Origin of the sequence: Mesobacillus harenae, assembly GCF_013343715.1 — a bacterium.
GTDB classification, from domain to species: domain Bacteria; phylum Bacillota; class Bacilli; order Bacillales; family Cytobacillaceae; genus Mesobacillus_A; species Mesobacillus_A harenae.
In genome coordinates, this window is sequence record NZ_JABUNR010000019.1 from 40,519 (window position 1) to 57,271 (window position 16,753).

Below are 16,753 nucleotides of genomic sequence, written 5' to 3' on the forward strand. Positions count from 1 at the left end.
ACAGTGTTGATCATAGATATAAAAATTTGTCTTTCAAAGGAGTAACATTCATGGATAAAAAGATTCTTGTGGTTGACGATGAAAAGCCGATTGCAGATATATTGCAATTTAATTTAAAAAAAGAAGGTTATGACGTGTATTGTGCATATGATGGCAATCAGGCGGTCCAGATGGTTGATGAGATCCAGCCTGATCTAATCCTGCTTGATATCATGCTGCCACAGCGCGATGGCATGGAAGTGTGCCGGGAAGTCCGGAAAAAGTATGAAATGCCGATTATCATGCTTACTGCTAAAGATTCTGAAATAGACAAGGTTTTAGGGCTAGAACTTGGGGCCGATGACTACGTAACAAAGCCTTTTAGCACTAGGGAGCTAATAGCGCGGGTAAAGGCAAACCTCCGCCGTCAGCAGCAAATTGGCAGCAAGTCTGATGAGGAAGAGGTTTCTAACGATATCTCAATTGGATCGCTGACGATTCACCCAGACGCCTATGTTGTATCAAAGCGAGGCCAAACGATTGAGTTAACTCATCGTGAATTTGAACTTTTACATTATCTTGGAAAGCACATTGGACAAGTTATGACCCGTGAACATTTGCTGCAAACAGTATGGGGCTACGACTATTATGGAGATGTCCGAACTGTTGATGTTACAGTTAGGCGCTTGAGAGAAAAAATTGAGGATAATCCAAGTCACCCTTCTTGGATTGTAACCCGTCGCGGTGTCGGTTATTATCTAAGAAATTCAGAGCAGGAGTAATATAGCCGAATGAAAAGAGTAGGATTCTTTCGGTCGATTCACCATAAATTTGTCATTATCTATGTTCTGCTCATTCTAATTGCTATGCAAATTATCGGTGTTTATTTTGTCAGAGAGCTGGAAGATACGCTTCTGCAAAACTTTCAGCATTCACTTAAGGAAAGGGTCAATCTGCTCACATATGATATTGAAGAGGAAATGGTTAAGGAACGCGGTAAGGATGATCCTACATTAGAGGAAGACATCCGAAAAACGCTGCGGGATCATAACGCATCAGACATATCGGAAATTCGGGTAATTGACGCGGGAAGCTTCAGAATCATTGGGACCTCAGCTTCTAACCAGGGAATCGTAGGACAAAGGACAACTGAATTAAAAATTAAGCGCTCCATTGTGCTGGAAAAAGAAGAAGGTATTATTCAGGTAGATACGAAGACTGGCAAAAGAGTCTGGGTCCAATCAACTCCAATTCTATCAAATGGTGAAGTGGTTGGTGCAGTCCACCTTGTTGCTAAAATAGAAAACGTATTTGCCCAAATGAGGGATATCAATAAGATTCTTGCAACAGGTACTGCGATTGCATTAATTTTCACCGCTATTCTTGGCGTTTTGCTTGCACAGACCATCACAAGACCAATTGTTGATATGAGAAAACAAGCTTTAGCAATGACACGCGGGAATTTTTCCAGAAAAGTTAAAGTGTATGGCGAAGATGAAATTGGACAGCTTGCCATCACATTTAACAACTTGACGAAAAAATTGCAGGAAGCCCAGGCTACAACTGAAGGTGAAAAGAGGAAGCTCTCATCTGTCCTTTCTTACATGACCGACGGAGTGTTAGCCACTGACCGGAAGGGGCGGGTAATCCTTATCAATGACCCCGCTGCTGAAATGCTGAATGTTTCACGTGAAACAGTATTATCTCAGCCAATTGTATCTGTCATTGGCCTCGAAGAAGAGTACACTTTTGAAGATCTCTTACAGGAACAGGAATCCGTTATTTTAGACTATAGTACTAAAAATAAACCCTATATTTTAAGAGCCAATTTCTCTGTTATTCAAAAAGAGACTGGGTTTGTAAATGGGGTGATTGCTGTTCTGCATGATATTACCGAACAAGAGAAAATTGACATGGAAAGACGTGAGTTTGTTGCTAATGTTTCACATGAGCTGCGGACTCCGCTAACCACCATGAGAAGCTATCTGGAAGCCCTGGCTGAGGGAGCCTGGAGAGATGAAGAAATTGCACCAAATTTCCTTCATACTACTCAGACAGAAACAGAGCGAATGATTCGGCTTGTCAATGACTTGCTTCAGTTATCAAAAATGGACAGCAGGGATTATTCACTTAAAAAAGAATGGGTTAACTTCCCAGTCTTTTTCAACCGAATTATAGACCGCTTTGAACTTTCAAAGGAACAAAATGTTATTTTTCAGCGAAAGCTGCCTGAGCAGACGATTTTTGTAGAGATTGATGAAGATAAGCTGACTCAGGTCTTATATAATATTATTTCAAATGCAATGAAATATTCTCCTGAAGGCGGTCAAATTACTTTTTCCGTTGAAGAACAGGAAGAACGGATTATCGTCAGCGTCTCAGACGAAGGTGTCGGAATTCCGAAGGATAATCTGGAAAAGGTTTTTGACAGGTTTTATCGAGTTGATAAAGCACGGACCCGAAAGCTAGGAGGCACTGGCCTTGGACTTGCCATAGCCAAAGAGATGGTTAACGCCCACGGGGGTCAAATATGGGCGGAAAGTGTGGAAGGAAAAGGAACGGTTATCTCGTTTAGTCTTCCGTATGTCCGTTCTGAAGAGGATGATTGGTCATGACATATGAAGGTATAAAAAGCATCATTTTAACATTTCTAATTGTCTTGAGCGGAACACTCACATGGGCTATTTGGACCTATCAGCCCAATTATGAATCTATACAAAAAAACAATGTCGTTAATCCTGTTGCTCTAAGTGAAGCAAGAGAATTAAAGAAAATCGTAAAACCTGATCAGGTTGTTTTCCATATTGATGACCAGCATTTCGGCACGGTTGACAGTACCTATATTGATAAGCTTATAACTTCCATGGGGAAATGGAATTTATACGATATTAAAAATAACAACCGACGGAATGAAGGAAATGGAGAAATGCTTAACGGGAACGGAAAAGTGGAAATTATATTTCCGGATGAAGTGCCGGTAACCCTTTATAACAAGGTGTTAAATTTTGAAGAGACAGATATCCCCCGATTTTCCTTTGATCGCATTATTATTAATGCACAATCTGAAGAAAATCAGGAGGGAACAATATACTTTGCCTCTAGTAATAGCGAGCAGATTTATATCAGCAGTTTTAGCCCTCAACATCTTAATGATTTTATTAATCAATTTTATAAGCAGGCAAATAAACTAAATCTCTATTTCCCTTATGAGACGGCTAATAAGGCTAAATATTTGCCAGTACAAGAAACCGAAATGGTTAGGTATAGATACTACCCTAACCCGCTGGATTCTGATAAATTCAAAGATGCACTATTTAATGATCCTAGTTTTGTGCAAAGAAGTCCTGTTGAGGATGGCGAAGAATTTACAGATGATACAAGCAGAATGGCCGTTAATTACGGAACCAATATGATTTATTATATTAACCCGACTAACGAGAGTGAAGTGACTATCGGGACTAATGATATTTTAAAAAAGAGTATTGATTTTGTTGACGGTCATAGCGGCTGGACGGATGCTTATCGCTATTCTTATAAGGATGATTTAAACAGGCAGGTAATTTTCAGGCTATATAGCAGTGATGGCTATCCAATTTTTAATCCATTTGGAATGTCAGAAATTTATCAAATGTGGAGTCAAAATGAGATCAATCAATATATCCGGCCACGGTTTAATCTTGAACTGCCGCTGCAGCCGGATATGAATACAGTAACTGTTCCGTCAGGACAAACAGCACTTGATTTTATCCAGGCCAGTCCCAATTTTAATCCTGATCTCTTTGAGGATATAACCTTGGGCTATAACATGATATCAGATCCTAAAGATTCGTCGCTCATTTTATTGGAGCCTGCCTGGTTTTATCTTTACCAAAACAACTGGCAGCAAATAACGTTTGAGGGAGGGATAAATAATGGATTGGAGTAGGATTAAATCCATTTTTATTTTGACTTTCTTCATTTTAAACGTTTATTTGGCCTATCAATTTTTTAATGTCAGGGATGCCGCAAAATATGAATATATTAAAGAGGCATCATTTGAAGAAAAGCTGAAAAACGATGATATTCAGTATAAAGATCTTCCAAAGGAACAGGAAAAGACTCAGTATATTAGTGTAAAGCCAAAACAATTCTTAGAAAGTGAGCTGCCTGAAAGAGAAGGTGAGCTTCAAACATTAAGAAATGGCGGGACTTTGCTTGAAGTAATTTTTGAAAACCCGATAAAATTACCTTCGAAATTTGATCCTACCCAGTTTAGTGCGTATATCAAACAAAATATTGAAAATGGAGATCAATATACCTTCTGGGAGAAAAATGACGTTAATCGTACGATTACGTTCTATCAGCAATCTGAAGGCAGGACATTCTATCAAAATATATACGGGAAGCTAATTTTTACTTTTAATGAAGATGGCGGGATTGTTTCTTACCAGCAGACATTTTTAGAAGTGAATGAACAGCTCGGGGAGAAACAGGAATTGCTATCAGCCCTTAGAGCAATTGAAACACTCTACAATAGAGGATTACTGGAGCCGAAAAGTGAGATTACCAAAATTGAACTGGGTTACGCAACAATCGTTCAATTATCGGCGTCACAGCAAGTGCTAGCTCCAACTTGGAGATTCGTCATTAACGGCGAAGAAAATCTTTATGTGCATGCCTTTGAAGGACAAGTCATCCAATTTGGCGAAGAAATTTAATAAGTGGAGTGAAGCTATATGTCATTGCAGTTTAGTGTTCTCGCCAGCGGGAGTACTGGCAATGCAGTCTACGTTGAAACCGGGGAACATTCCTTTTTAATAGACGCTGGTTTAAGCGGGAAGCAGATGGAAGCATTATTTGAACAAATTGGCAGGGACATCAAAAAGTTATCTGGAATTTTAGTAACCCATGAGCACAGCGATCACATCAAAGGTCTTGGGGTCCTAGCAAGAAGATACAAGGTTCCGATTTTTGCTAACGATAAGACGTGGCAGGCAATGGACAAACTGGTAGGAGAAATCCCCATGGAGCAAAAATTCACTTTTGGAATGGAAACCGTGAAAAGTTTTGGTTCACTTGATATCGAATCATTTGGGGTTTCACACGATGCAGCAGAGCCTATGTTTTATGTTTTTCATCATGAAGGAAAGAAACTTGCTTTGATGACCGATACAGGCTATGTAAGTGATAGGATGAAAGGAATCATCTCTAATGCGAATGTATTTGTATTTGAAAGCAATCATGACGTCCAAATGCTGAGAATGTGCCGATACCCATGGAATATAAAACGCCGTATTTTAAGCGATGTTGGACATGTTTCTAATGAGGACGCCGCAATCGCAATGAGCGAAGTAATTGGAGATCAATCTAAACGCATCTATCTTGCTCATCTAAGCCTTGATAACAACATGAAGGACTTAGCCAAAATGTCGGTTGCACAGACCCTTGAAAGTCGAGGAGTGGCCGTAGGCGAGCAAATCAGCCTCTATGATACGGATCCAAAAAGGCCCACCCCATTAACAGCCGTATAAAAGAAGAATCCTAGGAATGAACAGCAGATAATTTCAGCTTTTCATTCCTTTTTCTAAGTATAAGTATTTGGACGTTGAGTACTGCCCAGCGCCTGGCGACTAGTATACGGCGTTAAACAGGCGCTTACGCTTTTGTTTATCGTCCAGCTCCAGCGCCTAGCGACTAGTATACTTCGCTCACCTCCCTATGATAAGTCAACATCGAATCGCCTCCGCTCTTCGTGTTTCCTTTATCTCAGTCGGTGTGCTCCAGTCTATACGTCGCTAAACAGGCGCTTACGCTTTTGTTTATTTGTGACCAAAAAAGCAATTTATGCAATTCAGTGAATTTTATTTAGAATTACACAACAAACGGAGTATAATATTTATGAAATAGGGAAAATATCTCATAGCAATTGTTTTGGAGAAAGGATTGGTGAACTTGGGATATTACGATCAGGATGATCAAAACCGGTATAAGCCCTCAAAGGGCAAAAAGTCAGGTATCTTTTTTTCCAGTCTTGCAGGTGCTATTATTGGTGCACTTTTAATCATCATTTCAGTGCCTGCTCTATCTGAGTATGGTCTTCTTCCATATCAGGTCGAGCCTGCAAATAACCAAGGGACAGACCAAACTGAAAATGATTCGGCCCAGGAAGAAGAAGGAACTAATGAAGCGGTGGAAGCATCAAGAAATGTTTCCTTGAGCGTTTTTTCAGAAATTACTCAAGCAGTTGATAAAACAGGAGAAGCCGTTGTAGGGATAACCAATATTCAAAGCGCAGGAAGCTTTTGGTCAGAAAATCCAGGTGAAGCTGGGACCGGATCTGGTGTCATCTATGAAAGACAAGGTGACAAAGCCTATGTTGTTACTAACCACCACGTTGTTGACGGTGCAGAAGAGATTGAGGTAAGCCTTAGTGATGGCACAAAGATTCCTGCTGAACTGCTTGGCAGTGATATTTGGACCGACCTTGCCGTTCTGGAAATCCCCGCTGAACATGTTAAAATAACGGCTGAATTTGGGAACTCAGATAATCTGAAACCAGGGGAGCCCGTAATTGCGATTGGGAATCCATTAGGTCTCACTTTTTCAGGATCAGTTACGCAGGGTATTATCTCGGGGGTAGAGCGTGCGATTCCAGTTGATATTAATCAGGACGGGATTGCGGATTGGCAGGCAGAGGTTCTTCAGACAGATGCTGCCATTAACCCTGGAAACAGCGGTGGAGCATTAATCAATATTGATGGAAAAGTTATCGGAATAAACTCTATGAAAATTGCCCAGCAGGCGGTTGAGGGGATCGGTCTTTCCATTCCCATTAACTACGCTCGTCCGATTATCGAGGATCTGCAACAGTTTGGCGAAGTTAAACGTCCGTATATGGGTGTCGATTTAAGAGCCGTAAATGAAATTCCGGGGCACTACCAGCAAGAGCTTAATCTTCCAGAAGATATAAATTACGGGGTCATTCTCCGTCAGGTACAGCCGGATTCTCCTGCTGAACGTGCAGGTTTGCAAGAGATGGATGTTATTGTAGAGATGGATGGAGATACGATAAAAGATGTTATCGACCTTCGTAAACATTTATATAATAAAAAGAAGATTGGTGAAGAGTTGAGTATTAAATTTTATCGAAATGGCACAATAGAAGAAACAACCATGACCCTCGGGGGAGAAACATTATAATTCACAATAGTGGATAACCTAAAAGCAGAAAGCTGATCAAGCTTTTCTGCTTTTTATTTTAATGATAAGATGGGTTGTGGATAAATGTTAGCGAAGGGAGCTTGTAAACGTGATTTATTCTTGTGATGAACATATTGATTTAGCCCTTGATATAGCGGTTGATGAGTTTGAAATAGCACCAAAATTAACAAAAATACCAGACGGAGAAACGCCGGAACATACCTGTGGATATTGTGAAAATCCTGCAATATATATTGTGGCGAACGAATGATCTCATACAACATGTGGATATCGGTGTGAATATGTGGATAACTATTGTGGATAACTTGTTTGTAAACTGTTTGTAAAGTGGGGACGGCCTGTGAATATCTCAATTGTAACGGTAGGAAAACTAAAAGAAAAATATTTAAAACAAGGTATTGAGGAATATTTAAAACGGCTGGGCAGCTATGCGAAGGTGGATATAATTGAAGTTTCAGATGAAAAAGCTCCTGAGGAACTAAGTGAAGTTGAAATGGGCCAGGTGAAACAAAAAGAAGGCGAGCGCCTGCTTGCAAAAATCAGCCCTGATACATACGTGATTGCACTGGCCATAAATGGAAAATTAAAATCATCAGAAGAACTGGCAGATGGTTTAGATAAACTAGCTACATACGGAAAGAGCAAAATTGCCTTTGTGATTGGCGGTTCACTAGGCCTTAGTGATGAAATTCTCCGAAGATCAGACGAGCAGCTCAGCTTTTCTAAAATGACCTTTCCTCATCAGCTAATGAGGCTCATTCTGGTAGAGCAAATTTATAGAGCATTTAGGATCAATAGGGGTGAACCGTATCATAAGTAAGTTTTAGTCCAATGCCTCTCCTTAGGGTTGGGGAGGCAGATTATAATTAGTTTTCTTAACGGGAATATAAATGATAAGAACAACAGCATTCTAGATATAATAAAAATAGATTTAGATAAATCTAAGAACTATTAAACCCCTCAAATTCTTCTTCTATATTAACTCTCATCAAGTCTTGGTTTGCCTTGGAATTTCTCCAATTTAAGACACATTAAACTTCTTTTTACCACTCATTAATTTAAAAAAGTCTTTCCAAAGTTCAAACGGATAAACAAAGGAGATGATTCATTCAGTTTCTGTAGTTAGTCCATCTGTTTAAATGAATTTTTAGTATATTGAGAGTCATGTAAAAGGCAGGCACTGCTAATGGATAGGAGAAGGGATGCTATGGGATTTGATTAGGAGTACCAGTGGCAAGATGGTTAGACAAGTAAATTTCTTAACTAGTCGTTAAAAAAGATGCTGATTCCCGTGAGAGTTCGCTTTTATCGGTTGGGGGGATCGGGTTAAGCAATTAGATCTGATAAATAGGCGGAAAAATTACCCTTAATTGGTTAATAGCTCTGATGATAGGATTAAATAGACGGAGAAATTTCCCTTATTTGACTCGAATAACGTAAAAATAGGTAATTTACTTTATATAGGCGGAAAAACTCCCCCTATTTACCCCAACATGAGCTCGATTTTACATTTAACGGAACAATCTCCTCTTATTTTTCTACCGCTGGTTACTTAGTTAAGCACGCACACGAATTCTTTTTTAAACCCAAGGGAGCTAATTAAGTTTTATTATAAACAAACCCTGATAAGTGTTTTCAGGGTTTGTATTATAACATCATTATTTAGTATGAAGTCCAGCCTGCGTCAGCTGCGATTACTTGTCCATTTATGAAACTTGACTCCTCAGAACCTAAGAAAACAGCAAGTTGAGCAATTTCATCTGGCTTACCTACTCGTGGCATTGTACTGCTGCCAGTCATTTGGCGGCCATATCCAAATTCTGACACATCTGTCATAGAGGCTCCGATGTTAGTCTCAACACCACCGGGGGCAATACCGTTACAACGGATACCTGATAGAGCATACATATATGCAGTATTTTTTGTTAGTCCAGTTACAGCGTGTTTAGAGGCTGTATACGCAGCATCTGCACGTCCCCCCGTATGCCGCCTGCTGAAAGTAAATGAGCTTTTAAACAAAGGTAAAGTAAAAGATAATCCACTTTGCTAGTTGTTCCTGTATTTATCGATTACACTGATATAGTAAAATAAAGTAGGTATATGCGAAAGACGAAGAAAGAAAAGAGTCAAAAAATTGCGAATTCCAAAAGCTAGCTAAAAGTATAAACATTCTGAGGTTTATTAATAAAGATAAAGGCCTTAACCTTATTAAAACCCTCGTTTCCGTGTACTAGTTTGACCTTTTGGACGGACTTCTCACTTTTACCAGCTTTAATAAGTTTAAAATTATCAGATAAAAGTAGATATTTTAACCTATTAATAATTATAATAGAATATGTATGGTTATAATTATTAATTAGACAGAAAAGAAGTGTTCCTTGGTCGCGCCATGCTTTTTGTACACCTCAGGCAGGAGCGCCTATATCTTTCTGCAAATTTTACAATATAAGGGTGGTAAAAATGAGCAACAAAGAGACTAAAACAGACGTTATCTTAATTGGTGCCGGAGTCATGAGCGCGACTTTGGGATCATTACTTAAAGAATTAGCTCCGGACTGTGAAATTACAGTGTTTGAGAAACTCGAAAATGCAGGTGAGGAAAGCTCTAACGAATGGAATAACGCTGGAACAGGGCATGCGGCATTGTGTGAGCTTAACTACACAGAAGAAAAACCAGACGGATCTATAGATATTAGTAAGGCTATTAAAATTAATGAACAGTTTCAGCTTTCAATGCAATTTTGGTCTTATCTTGTAAACAGTAACCTCATACGCAATCCACAGGATTTTATCATGCCGTTGCCACATATGAGTATGGTACAGGGTGAAGAGAATGTAACGTATTTAAAGAAGCGTTTTGAAGCGATGTCAAAAAATCCTTTGTTTCAAGGGATGCAATTTTCAGACGACCCTGAGAAACTGATCGATTGGATTCCGCTTATTATACAAGATCGTCCATCAAACGAACCGATAGCAGCAACAAAAATCGATTCTGGTACAGATGTTAACTTTGGTGCACTAACCCGTATACTGTTTGATCACTTAAAGAGTAAAAATGTAGATATCAAATACAAACACTGCGTTGATAACATTAAACGCACTAGCGACGGCTCGTGGGAATTAAAAGTAAGAAATGAAAGCGGTGACGTCGAACGCCATACTGCAAAATTCATCTTTATCGGAGGCGGGGGAGGAAGTTTGCATTTACTGCAAAAATCCGGAATTCCCGAAGGAAAGCATATTGGAGGCTTCCCAGTAAGCGGATTATTTATGGTTTGTAATAATCCGGATGTTGTAGCGCAGCACCATGCAAAAGTATATGGAAAAGCTAAGGTTGGAGCTCCTCCAATGTCTGTTCCGCATCTTGATACAAGGTTTATCGACAATAAAAAGTCGTTATTATTTGGGCCGTTTGCAGGCTTCTCACCCAAATTTTTAAAGACAGGTTCAATGTTTGATCTTGTAACTTCGGTTAAACCGAATAATCTCGTAACTATGTTGTCAGCTGGTGCAAAAAACATGCCATTGACAAAATACCTGATCGAACAAGTTATGTTATCGAAAGAAAAACGCATGGAAGAGTTACGAGAGTTTATCCCGAACGCTAAAAGTGAGGATTGGGATTTAGTAGAAGCAGGCCAACGTGTTCAAGTTATCAAAGATACAGACGCTGGCAAGGGTACACTGCAATTTGGTACAGAAGTTATATGCGCCTCTGATGGCTCAATTGCAGCCTTACTAGGTGCTTCTCCAGGTGCCTCAACTGCTGTTCACGTCATGCTCGAAGTAATTAATAAATGTTTCCCGCAGCATATGAAAGAGTGGGAACCGAAGATAAAAGAAATGATTCCTTCTTATGGCAAGTCTCTAATGGAAAATCCAAAATTACTGCGCGAAGTTCACACTTCAACAGCTGAAACGCTTGGTCTAAGCAAAAAAGAGCGCGTTTATAATTAATTATCGGATATAGATGCGAGAAGATATATAAAGTCGAACAACTTAATCTCGACAGAGCTGTTTCACGTATATAGCTCTCGAAAGGACACAGTGCTTGGTAACGACGTTGCTGCAAGAATGCGTGTGTTTGTCGAGCGGAGCTTCTCGGGCTGTTCCACGGGCATTCTCCGCTGTTCTGCAGCATTCGTGCTGATGAAGGTCTCGATTAGCTTATCCCTAGGCAGAAGGCATTTTTCGATGAGTCTAGCGATTTTATCTCCTGTTTATTTATAAAAATTAACAATCAATTTAATTAGCGAAAAATAACACTTGAACCTTTGATCCTCATAGATCGAAGGTTTCTTTTATGGTTCACAGTTGTAGCTAGGAGAACGACTGGAACAATCTTATTGCTAGTCGAATCGGGTAGGAAAGGAGTCTGAATCTAGCTTAATCGATAGGAGCCTGAATCTAAAAAAGAGGACTTATGTTGTAGTGTGAGGAGCAACTAGGTTTATAGCTGCACTTGCCTGGGCGCATACCTAGCTTTAGAAAACAAAAAAAGCCGCTATACTACCGGTAAGATAGCATAACGACTTTATTAAGAGTTAAGTATGGCTAATAACGGCCATACTCATTGTCCAATCATTAGTTCCGGATAAGATAATCGAACGCACCTAATGCTGCAGTTGCTCCTGATCCCATAGAAATAATGATTTGATTATATGAGCTATCTGTACAGTCTCCTGCAGCAAATACTCCAGGAAGGGTTGATGAACCCTGCTTATCGACAATGATTTCACCAATGCGATTACGTTCAACCGTACCGTCTAACCAATCGGTATTTGGTACAAGACCGATTTGAACAAATACACCCTGTAACTCTACATGACCTTCTTCTTGTGTATCACGATCAATGTAGCTAATCCCATTAACACTGTCTGTACCGGTAATTTCCTTTGTTTGAACGTTCTTCAAGACCGTTACATTAGGCAGGCTGTATAGGCGCTTTTGCAGAACCTCATCAGCCTTTAATTCTGGCATGAATTCAAGAACAGTGACATGCTTAACAATCCCTGCAAGGTCAATCGCTGCCTCAATACCAGAATTACCGCCGCCAATAACCGCTACGTCTTTTCCTTCAAATAATGGACCGTCACAGTGTGGGCAATAGGCTACACCTTTATTTTTAAACTCTTGTTCACCAGGAACATTAACATTACGCCAACGAGCTCCTGTTGAAATAATAACGGTTTTACTCTTTAGAACAGCTCCGTTTTCAAGCTCAAGCTCGAAAAGGTCATTCTTTTGTAAGCCTTTAGCACGCTGTAAATTCATGACATCAATGTCATATTCTTTTACATGCTCTTCAAGAGCAGCTGCGAGCTTAGGTCCTTCTGTATTTTTCACACTTACAAAGTTTTCAATGCTCAGCGTGTCTAAAACCTGACCGCCAAAGCGTTCAGCAACAATTCCTGTACGAATGCCTTTACGGGCAGCATAAATTGCTGCACTGGCACCGGCTGGACCACCGCCAACTACAAGTACGTCGTATGGATCCTTGTTTGCAAACTCTTCTGCGCTTGGGCCTTTACCCAATTTAGCTAGGATTTCTTCCATAGACACACGGCCGCCATTAAAGAATTCACCATTTAGGAAAACGGCTGGCACGGACCTTACATCCTTGCTTTCCACTTCGTCTTTAAACGCTGCGCCGTCGATCATTGTATGCGTGATGCCAGGGTTAAGTACACTCATGATGTTTAATGCTTGTACGACGTCTGGGCAGTTGTGACAGCTAAGGCTTACGTATGTTTCAAAGTGATATTCACCATTAATGTTTTTAATTTGATCGATAACGCTTTGATCAATCTTTGGAGCTCGTCCACTAACTTGAAGAAGAGCTAACACCAATGAAGTGAATTCGTGGCCTAGAGGGATACCAGCAAAAGTGACTCCAGTATCTTCCCCGACACGATTCACACTAAAGCTCGGTGTTCTTGTTAACTCCGTTTTTTCTAAACTAATCTTAGATGACATGGAGGCTAGCTCTTCAACAAGAGCCAGCATTTCCTTAGATATATCGTCAGAACCAGCACTTACTTTAAGCAGAATATCGCCTTCTAGAAGCTGGAGGTACTGGTTTAATTGTGACTTAATCTCTGCATCAAGTGCCATTTATAATCGCTCTCCTTAAATCTTTCCTACTAAATCAAGACTTGGCTTTAGTGTTTCAGAGCCTTCTTCCCATTTAGCCGGGCAAACTTCACCTGGGTTATTGCGTACATATTGAGCTGCCTTAATTTTGTTAACAAGAGTGCTTGCATCACGGCCAATGCCGCCAGCATTGATTTCAACAGTTTGGATGATACCATCTGGATCGATGATAAATGTGCCGCGGTCAGCAAGACCTTCTTCTTCGTTTAGGACATCGAAGTTACGGGAAATCTTTTGAGAAGGGTCGCCAATCATAACATATTCAATTTTACCAATAGCTTGTGAATGATCATGCCAAGCTTTATGTGTAAAATGTGTATCTGTTGAAACGGAATATACTTCAACTCCAAGATCTTTCAATGTTGAATATTGGTTTTGTAAGTCCTCTAGTTCAGTAGGGCATACAAATGTAAAGTCTGCTGGGTAAAAGCAAACAACGCTCCATTTACCTTTAAAGTTTTCTTCAGATACATCGATAAAATCACCGTTAAAGTAAGCTTTTGCTGCGAATGGTTGTACTTCTTTTCCAATCAAAGACATAATATATTCCTCCTAAGTATGGTTTAAGAATTAAATATAGATAGCATAAAGTGAAAAATAAGTTATCTATAATAATTCTAATTCGATATTAATTATTATATAGAAGTTGAATTTTTTGTCAAGAAAAACAACTTTCATGTCTGTTTTTAAAATCTTTGATGCTATTGCCTCGAAAAAAGGCTAAGAGGGTGCAATAGGATAAAAGGTTCGAATACTTTTCCCATCAGGGCTCTTGAATAACTCAAGTTTTAAATTCACATTATTAATTACAGCAGTATCAGAAGCAATCTCATCAAGAGCAGCCCGGACTGTACCCAATGCCAATAGCCCCTCGGCACTAACTCCTACAAAAAAAGCACATTTTTTCTTCGAAATATCAATAAAGCGATTTTTCTCATAATCAAAAGCTTTAAGGCGATAACCTAATGTAACAACATGCGGTTCAGCAGACCTTGGTTCACTGAAATTGGTACATAACATTTTAATTTGATCTTTATTATGTTTGTTTTGGTCTAAATTGTCTTCAAGCCAATATTTATACCAATAATGGTGGCCTACAAGTCTTTTTCTTTTTTGTTCCCCCAGGAAAACATGTTCGAATCCTGATAAATCCCTTCCGCTTTCACAGTTGAATTGCCGAAACCATAAATCATATAAGTACGTATACCATTGGAATTCGTTCAATTCCTTATTGGAATTCTTCTCAATAAAGGTTTTTGCCATTTTGACGGGCAAAGAATGTATGGCCATCTTTAAAAACTCTTCAATTTCTTTGCATTCACTTGGTTTATTATTTTCTTTATCCTTCTGATTTAATGCATAGTTATTAAAAAGCTTTTCAAGCAGTTGATAGCTGAGTCTTTTTCGATCAGGTATGTACACCTCCTTGAGAATTTGATGATCAGGACTGCAGTTGTCGATATCAACTACAACATATCCGTCTGATATGTTCTTTTTATCAGCAGGTGAAATTGGTTGAATCCCACTCCCATCCATATCAGCATCCCATATTGCTTGATAAATATCCACATCAAGCCCCTCCTTTAAAGGGTAAGAAAGAAAAATAATCTTAAAAATATTCCTATATAGTTTGAGCTAGTTTATTTTCTGCATACAACTAATATTTTTTGTATTGTTTTACAGGCTAATTTAAATTTTTATCTTCAATACGATTATAGTAAAAGTACTTGAGTTTATTTGGGTTAAATAGTGTCTACTTTGTTAAAAGTTATCTAGAAGACTGTTTAATGGGCATTAAAAATTTGCGGATAAGCATCCTAATGCTGATGAGAATTAAGGGCTTTAATGGTAAGTGAAGTGGCCTGGGATTTCATTTAATATACGGAAGGGGATGTTTCAATGAGTCCAATTAGTTTGGACTTTAGGATGAGCTAAGTGGAGGACTATAAGTTCTGGCCAATTATTGTGATAAAGGAATGGAAGGAAGTTAGCGGTGTAAATATAATGTTTGTATTATATTCAAGAAATAACACTTAATGTGCTGTTTATGACATTGAAGCCATTCCATCTGAGATACTATTTCAAATTAAAGGTTAATTAGAGAAACGCTTGGCTCTCACTAAATTGAAGCCTTTGTTAAATTGCACCTAGCAAAAAGGTTCAATTCAATACACCAAGCGTTTTTAAAAGTTATTTAACTTCCTCTCTCAATGGCAACCTTGGCACTATTCTCTGATTTTGTGTCAAGATATAATGTCCTGCTCGGGAATGCAACAGAAACGCCTTCAGTTTCGAGAATCTCCATGATCTTAAAGTTAATTTCTTCTTTTATTTTTAAGTAATCTCCCCAGACTGTTGTGTTAGTGAAGAAATATAAAAAGATATCGAGACTGCTATTGTTATACTGGTCAAAGGTCACGAATATCGTGTCTTTATGAATACTGGCATGGTTTTTCAATAAAGATTCAATCTGTTTGACAGTGTTCTCTAACTTATCTTTCGATGTATTGTAATTGACCCCTAAGCGAAACGTAATTTGCCTCTTCCCCATTTTACTCCAATTTGTAATAGATTCGTTGGCTAAAGTTGCGTTTGGCACGGTTACAACTGCTTGGGCGAAAGTCCGAACCCTGGTGCTTCGAAAGCTTATATCCTCAACTGTCCCCTCTACACTGGGAGTCATGATCCAATCTCCAAGTGAAAATGGTTTTTCAGTAATAATAATAACTCCGCCAAATAAGTTTCCTATTGCGTCCTTTGCTGCTAATGCAAAGGCCAATCCACCAAGGCCAAGACCAGCTACAAAACCGTTAACATCATATTCAAATTCCTGGGCAATGATACTTAGGCTAATTGCAATAATAATAAATCGGATTGCCTTAGAAAAGAAAGGAATTAGAATTTGGTCAACCTCGAAGTGAAACCGTTCATTTATCTTCATAAATAATAGTGAAGATCCTGAAGACAAGTTGTATAAACCCCAGCTAATAACAACGATGACTGAAGCTCTAATCAATTTTAGGAAGAGTGGGTTTGTTTGCTCAATAAAAGGAAAATATCCTGCCGCAACATATATTCCTATAATTATGAACAAAAGCCGGATAGGCTGCTCAAATGATAGGCAGACACTTGAAAAAAATTCAGTGGGTGTTTTTTTGCTCATTTTTAGGATGAGGTGAAAAACATATTTGGTAAATAATTTCCTAAATAAAAGAAATAAGACAAATATCCCAATGGAGATGCCTAAATCTCTGAGAGTTTCATAGGAAGAAATATATTCCCAAGACATTAGTGTTCTCCTTTCTTAACTTACTATCGTTTCATAATAACATACTATAAAACGAAAATTGACTCTAAGTTTAATGCAAACTAGCCTCTTAAAAACTTTGAACACACTGCTTTACAGTTCTTATAGTAATAC

13 protein-coding genes and 1 pseudogene are annotated in these 16,753 nt (G+C 38.9%); 9 read left to right on the top strand and 5 right to left on the bottom strand.

All coding sequences use genetic code 11. The annotated features are described in order from the left end of the window. The first annotated feature begins 50 nt into the window (after nucleotides 1-50). The 8 genes from yycF (at nucleotide 51) to rlmH (ending at nucleotide 7,999) form a co-directional block, all read left to right on the top strand. Nucleotides 51-761: a response regulator YycF gene (yycF, locus tag HRJ06_RS19630; RefSeq protein WP_174734671.1), complete on the top strand. Its 711-nt coding sequence runs from the start codon at nucleotides 51-53 to the stop codon at nucleotides 759-761. 9 nt (nucleotides 762-770) lie between these two features. After that, nucleotides 771-2,594, top strand: coding sequence for a cell wall metabolism sensor histidine kinase WalK (walK, locus tag HRJ06_RS19635; protein ID WP_174734672.1), 1,824 nt, complete (start codon nucleotides 771-773; stop codon nucleotides 2,592-2,594). Next, nucleotides 2,591-3,904: a YycH family regulatory protein gene (locus HRJ06_RS19640; protein ID WP_174734673.1), complete on the top strand. Its 1,314-nt coding sequence runs from the start codon at nucleotides 2,591-2,593 to the stop codon at nucleotides 3,902-3,904. The genes walK and HRJ06_RS19640 overlap by 4 nt, the downstream gene beginning before the upstream one ends. Further along, nucleotides 3,891-4,676 (top strand): two-component system regulatory protein YycI, encoded by a 786-nt coding sequence (locus HRJ06_RS19645; RefSeq protein ID WP_174734674.1) that lies wholly within the window; start codon nucleotides 3,891-3,893, stop codon nucleotides 4,674-4,676. Before HRJ06_RS19640 ends, HRJ06_RS19645 begins: the two co-directional genes overlap by 14 nt. 18 nt (nucleotides 4,677-4,694) lie before the next feature. After that, on the top strand, nucleotides 4,695-5,489 hold the full coding sequence (locus HRJ06_RS19650) for an MBL fold metallo-hydrolase (protein ID WP_174734675.1): 795 nt from the start codon (nucleotides 4,695-4,697) through the stop codon (nucleotides 5,487-5,489). Nucleotides 5,490-5,910: 421 nt separating this feature from the next. Beyond that, nucleotides 5,911-7,158: a S1C family serine protease gene (locus tag HRJ06_RS19655; RefSeq protein ID WP_174734718.1), complete on the top strand. Its 1,248-nt coding sequence runs from the start codon at nucleotides 5,911-5,913 to the stop codon at nucleotides 7,156-7,158. Nucleotides 7,159-7,267: 109 nt separating this feature from the next. After that, nucleotides 7,268-7,429, top strand: coding sequence for a CxxH/CxxC protein (locus tag HRJ06_RS19660; RefSeq protein WP_174734676.1), 162 nt, complete (start codon nucleotides 7,268-7,270; stop codon nucleotides 7,427-7,429). 90 nt (nucleotides 7,430-7,519) lie between these two features. Next, nucleotides 7,520-7,999, top strand: coding sequence for a 23S rRNA (pseudouridine(1915)-N(3))-methyltransferase RlmH (gene rlmH, locus HRJ06_RS19665; protein ID WP_174734677.1), 480 nt, complete (start codon nucleotides 7,520-7,522; stop codon nucleotides 7,997-7,999). Between the two features lie 842 nt (nucleotides 8,000-8,841). Here the strand turns inward: rlmH and HRJ06_RS19670 are convergent. Then, nucleotides 8,842-9,179 (bottom strand): annotated as a pseudogene (locus HRJ06_RS19670) (SDR family oxidoreductase); the annotation flags it as partial. Between the two features lie 460 nt (nucleotides 9,180-9,639). Here HRJ06_RS19670 and HRJ06_RS19675 point away from each other — a divergent pair. Then, complete coding sequence (locus HRJ06_RS19675; protein WP_174734679.1) at nucleotides 9,640-11,136, top strand: malate:quinone oxidoreductase; 1,497 nt, start codon at nucleotides 9,640-9,642, stop codon at nucleotides 11,134-11,136. Between the two features lie 627 nt (nucleotides 11,137-11,763). On the opposite strand, the gene ahpF is transcribed toward HRJ06_RS19675, so the two are convergent. The 4 genes from ahpF to HRJ06_RS19695 form a co-directional block, all read right to left on the bottom strand. Continuing rightward, nucleotides 11,764-13,293 carry an alkyl hydroperoxide reductase subunit F gene (ahpF, locus tag HRJ06_RS19680; RefSeq protein ID WP_174734680.1) on the bottom strand — a complete coding sequence of 510 codons (1,530 nt, stop codon included), beginning with the start codon at nucleotides 13,291-13,293 and terminating at the stop codon, nucleotides 11,764-11,766. A 15-nt stretch (nucleotides 13,294-13,308) separates the two neighbouring features. After that, nucleotides 13,309-13,872 carry an alkyl hydroperoxide reductase subunit C gene (ahpC, locus tag HRJ06_RS19685; protein WP_174734681.1) on the bottom strand — a complete coding sequence of 188 codons (564 nt, stop codon included), beginning with the start codon at nucleotides 13,870-13,872 and terminating at the stop codon, nucleotides 13,309-13,311. A gap of 180 nt (nucleotides 13,873-14,052) precedes the next feature. Continuing rightward, nucleotides 14,053-14,901, bottom strand: coding sequence for a hypothetical protein (locus HRJ06_RS19690; RefSeq protein ID WP_174734682.1), 849 nt, complete (start codon nucleotides 14,899-14,901; stop codon nucleotides 14,053-14,055). Nucleotides 14,902-15,526: 625 nt separating this feature from the next. Next, complete coding sequence (locus HRJ06_RS19695; protein WP_174734683.1) at nucleotides 15,527-16,621, bottom strand: mechanosensitive ion channel family protein; 1,095 nt, start codon at nucleotides 16,619-16,621, stop codon at nucleotides 15,527-15,529. Between the last annotated feature and the right edge of the window lie 132 nt (nucleotides 16,622-16,753).

Coding starts and splice junctions, on each gene's coding strand:
- yycF (WP_174734671.1), top strand. CDS start 51: ATGGATAAAAAGATTCTTGTGGTTGACGATGAAAAGCCGATTGCAGAT.
- walK (WP_174734672.1), top strand. CDS start 771: ATGAAAAGAGTAGGATTCTTTCGGTCGATTCACCATAAATTTGTCATT.
- HRJ06_RS19640 (WP_174734673.1), top strand. CDS start 2,591: ATGACATATGAAGGTATAAAAAGCATCATTTTAACATTTCTAATTGTC.
- HRJ06_RS19645 (WP_174734674.1), top strand. CDS start 3,891: ATGGATTGGAGTAGGATTAAATCCATTTTTATTTTGACTTTCTTCATT.
- HRJ06_RS19650 (WP_174734675.1), top strand. CDS start 4,695: ATGTCATTGCAGTTTAGTGTTCTCGCCAGCGGGAGTACTGGCAATGCA.
- HRJ06_RS19675 (WP_174734679.1), top strand. CDS start 9,640: ATGAGCAACAAAGAGACTAAAACAGACGTTATCTTAATTGGTGCCGGA.
- ahpF (WP_174734680.1), bottom strand. CDS start 13,293: ATGGCACTTGATGCAGAGATTAAGTCACAATTAAACCAGTACCTCCAG.
- ahpC (WP_174734681.1), bottom strand. CDS start 13,872: ATGTCTTTGATTGGAAAAGAAGTACAACCATTCGCAGCAAAAGCTTAC.
- HRJ06_RS19695 (WP_174734683.1), bottom strand. CDS start 16,621: ATGTCTTGGGAATATATTTCTTCCTATGAAACTCTCAGAGATTTAGGC.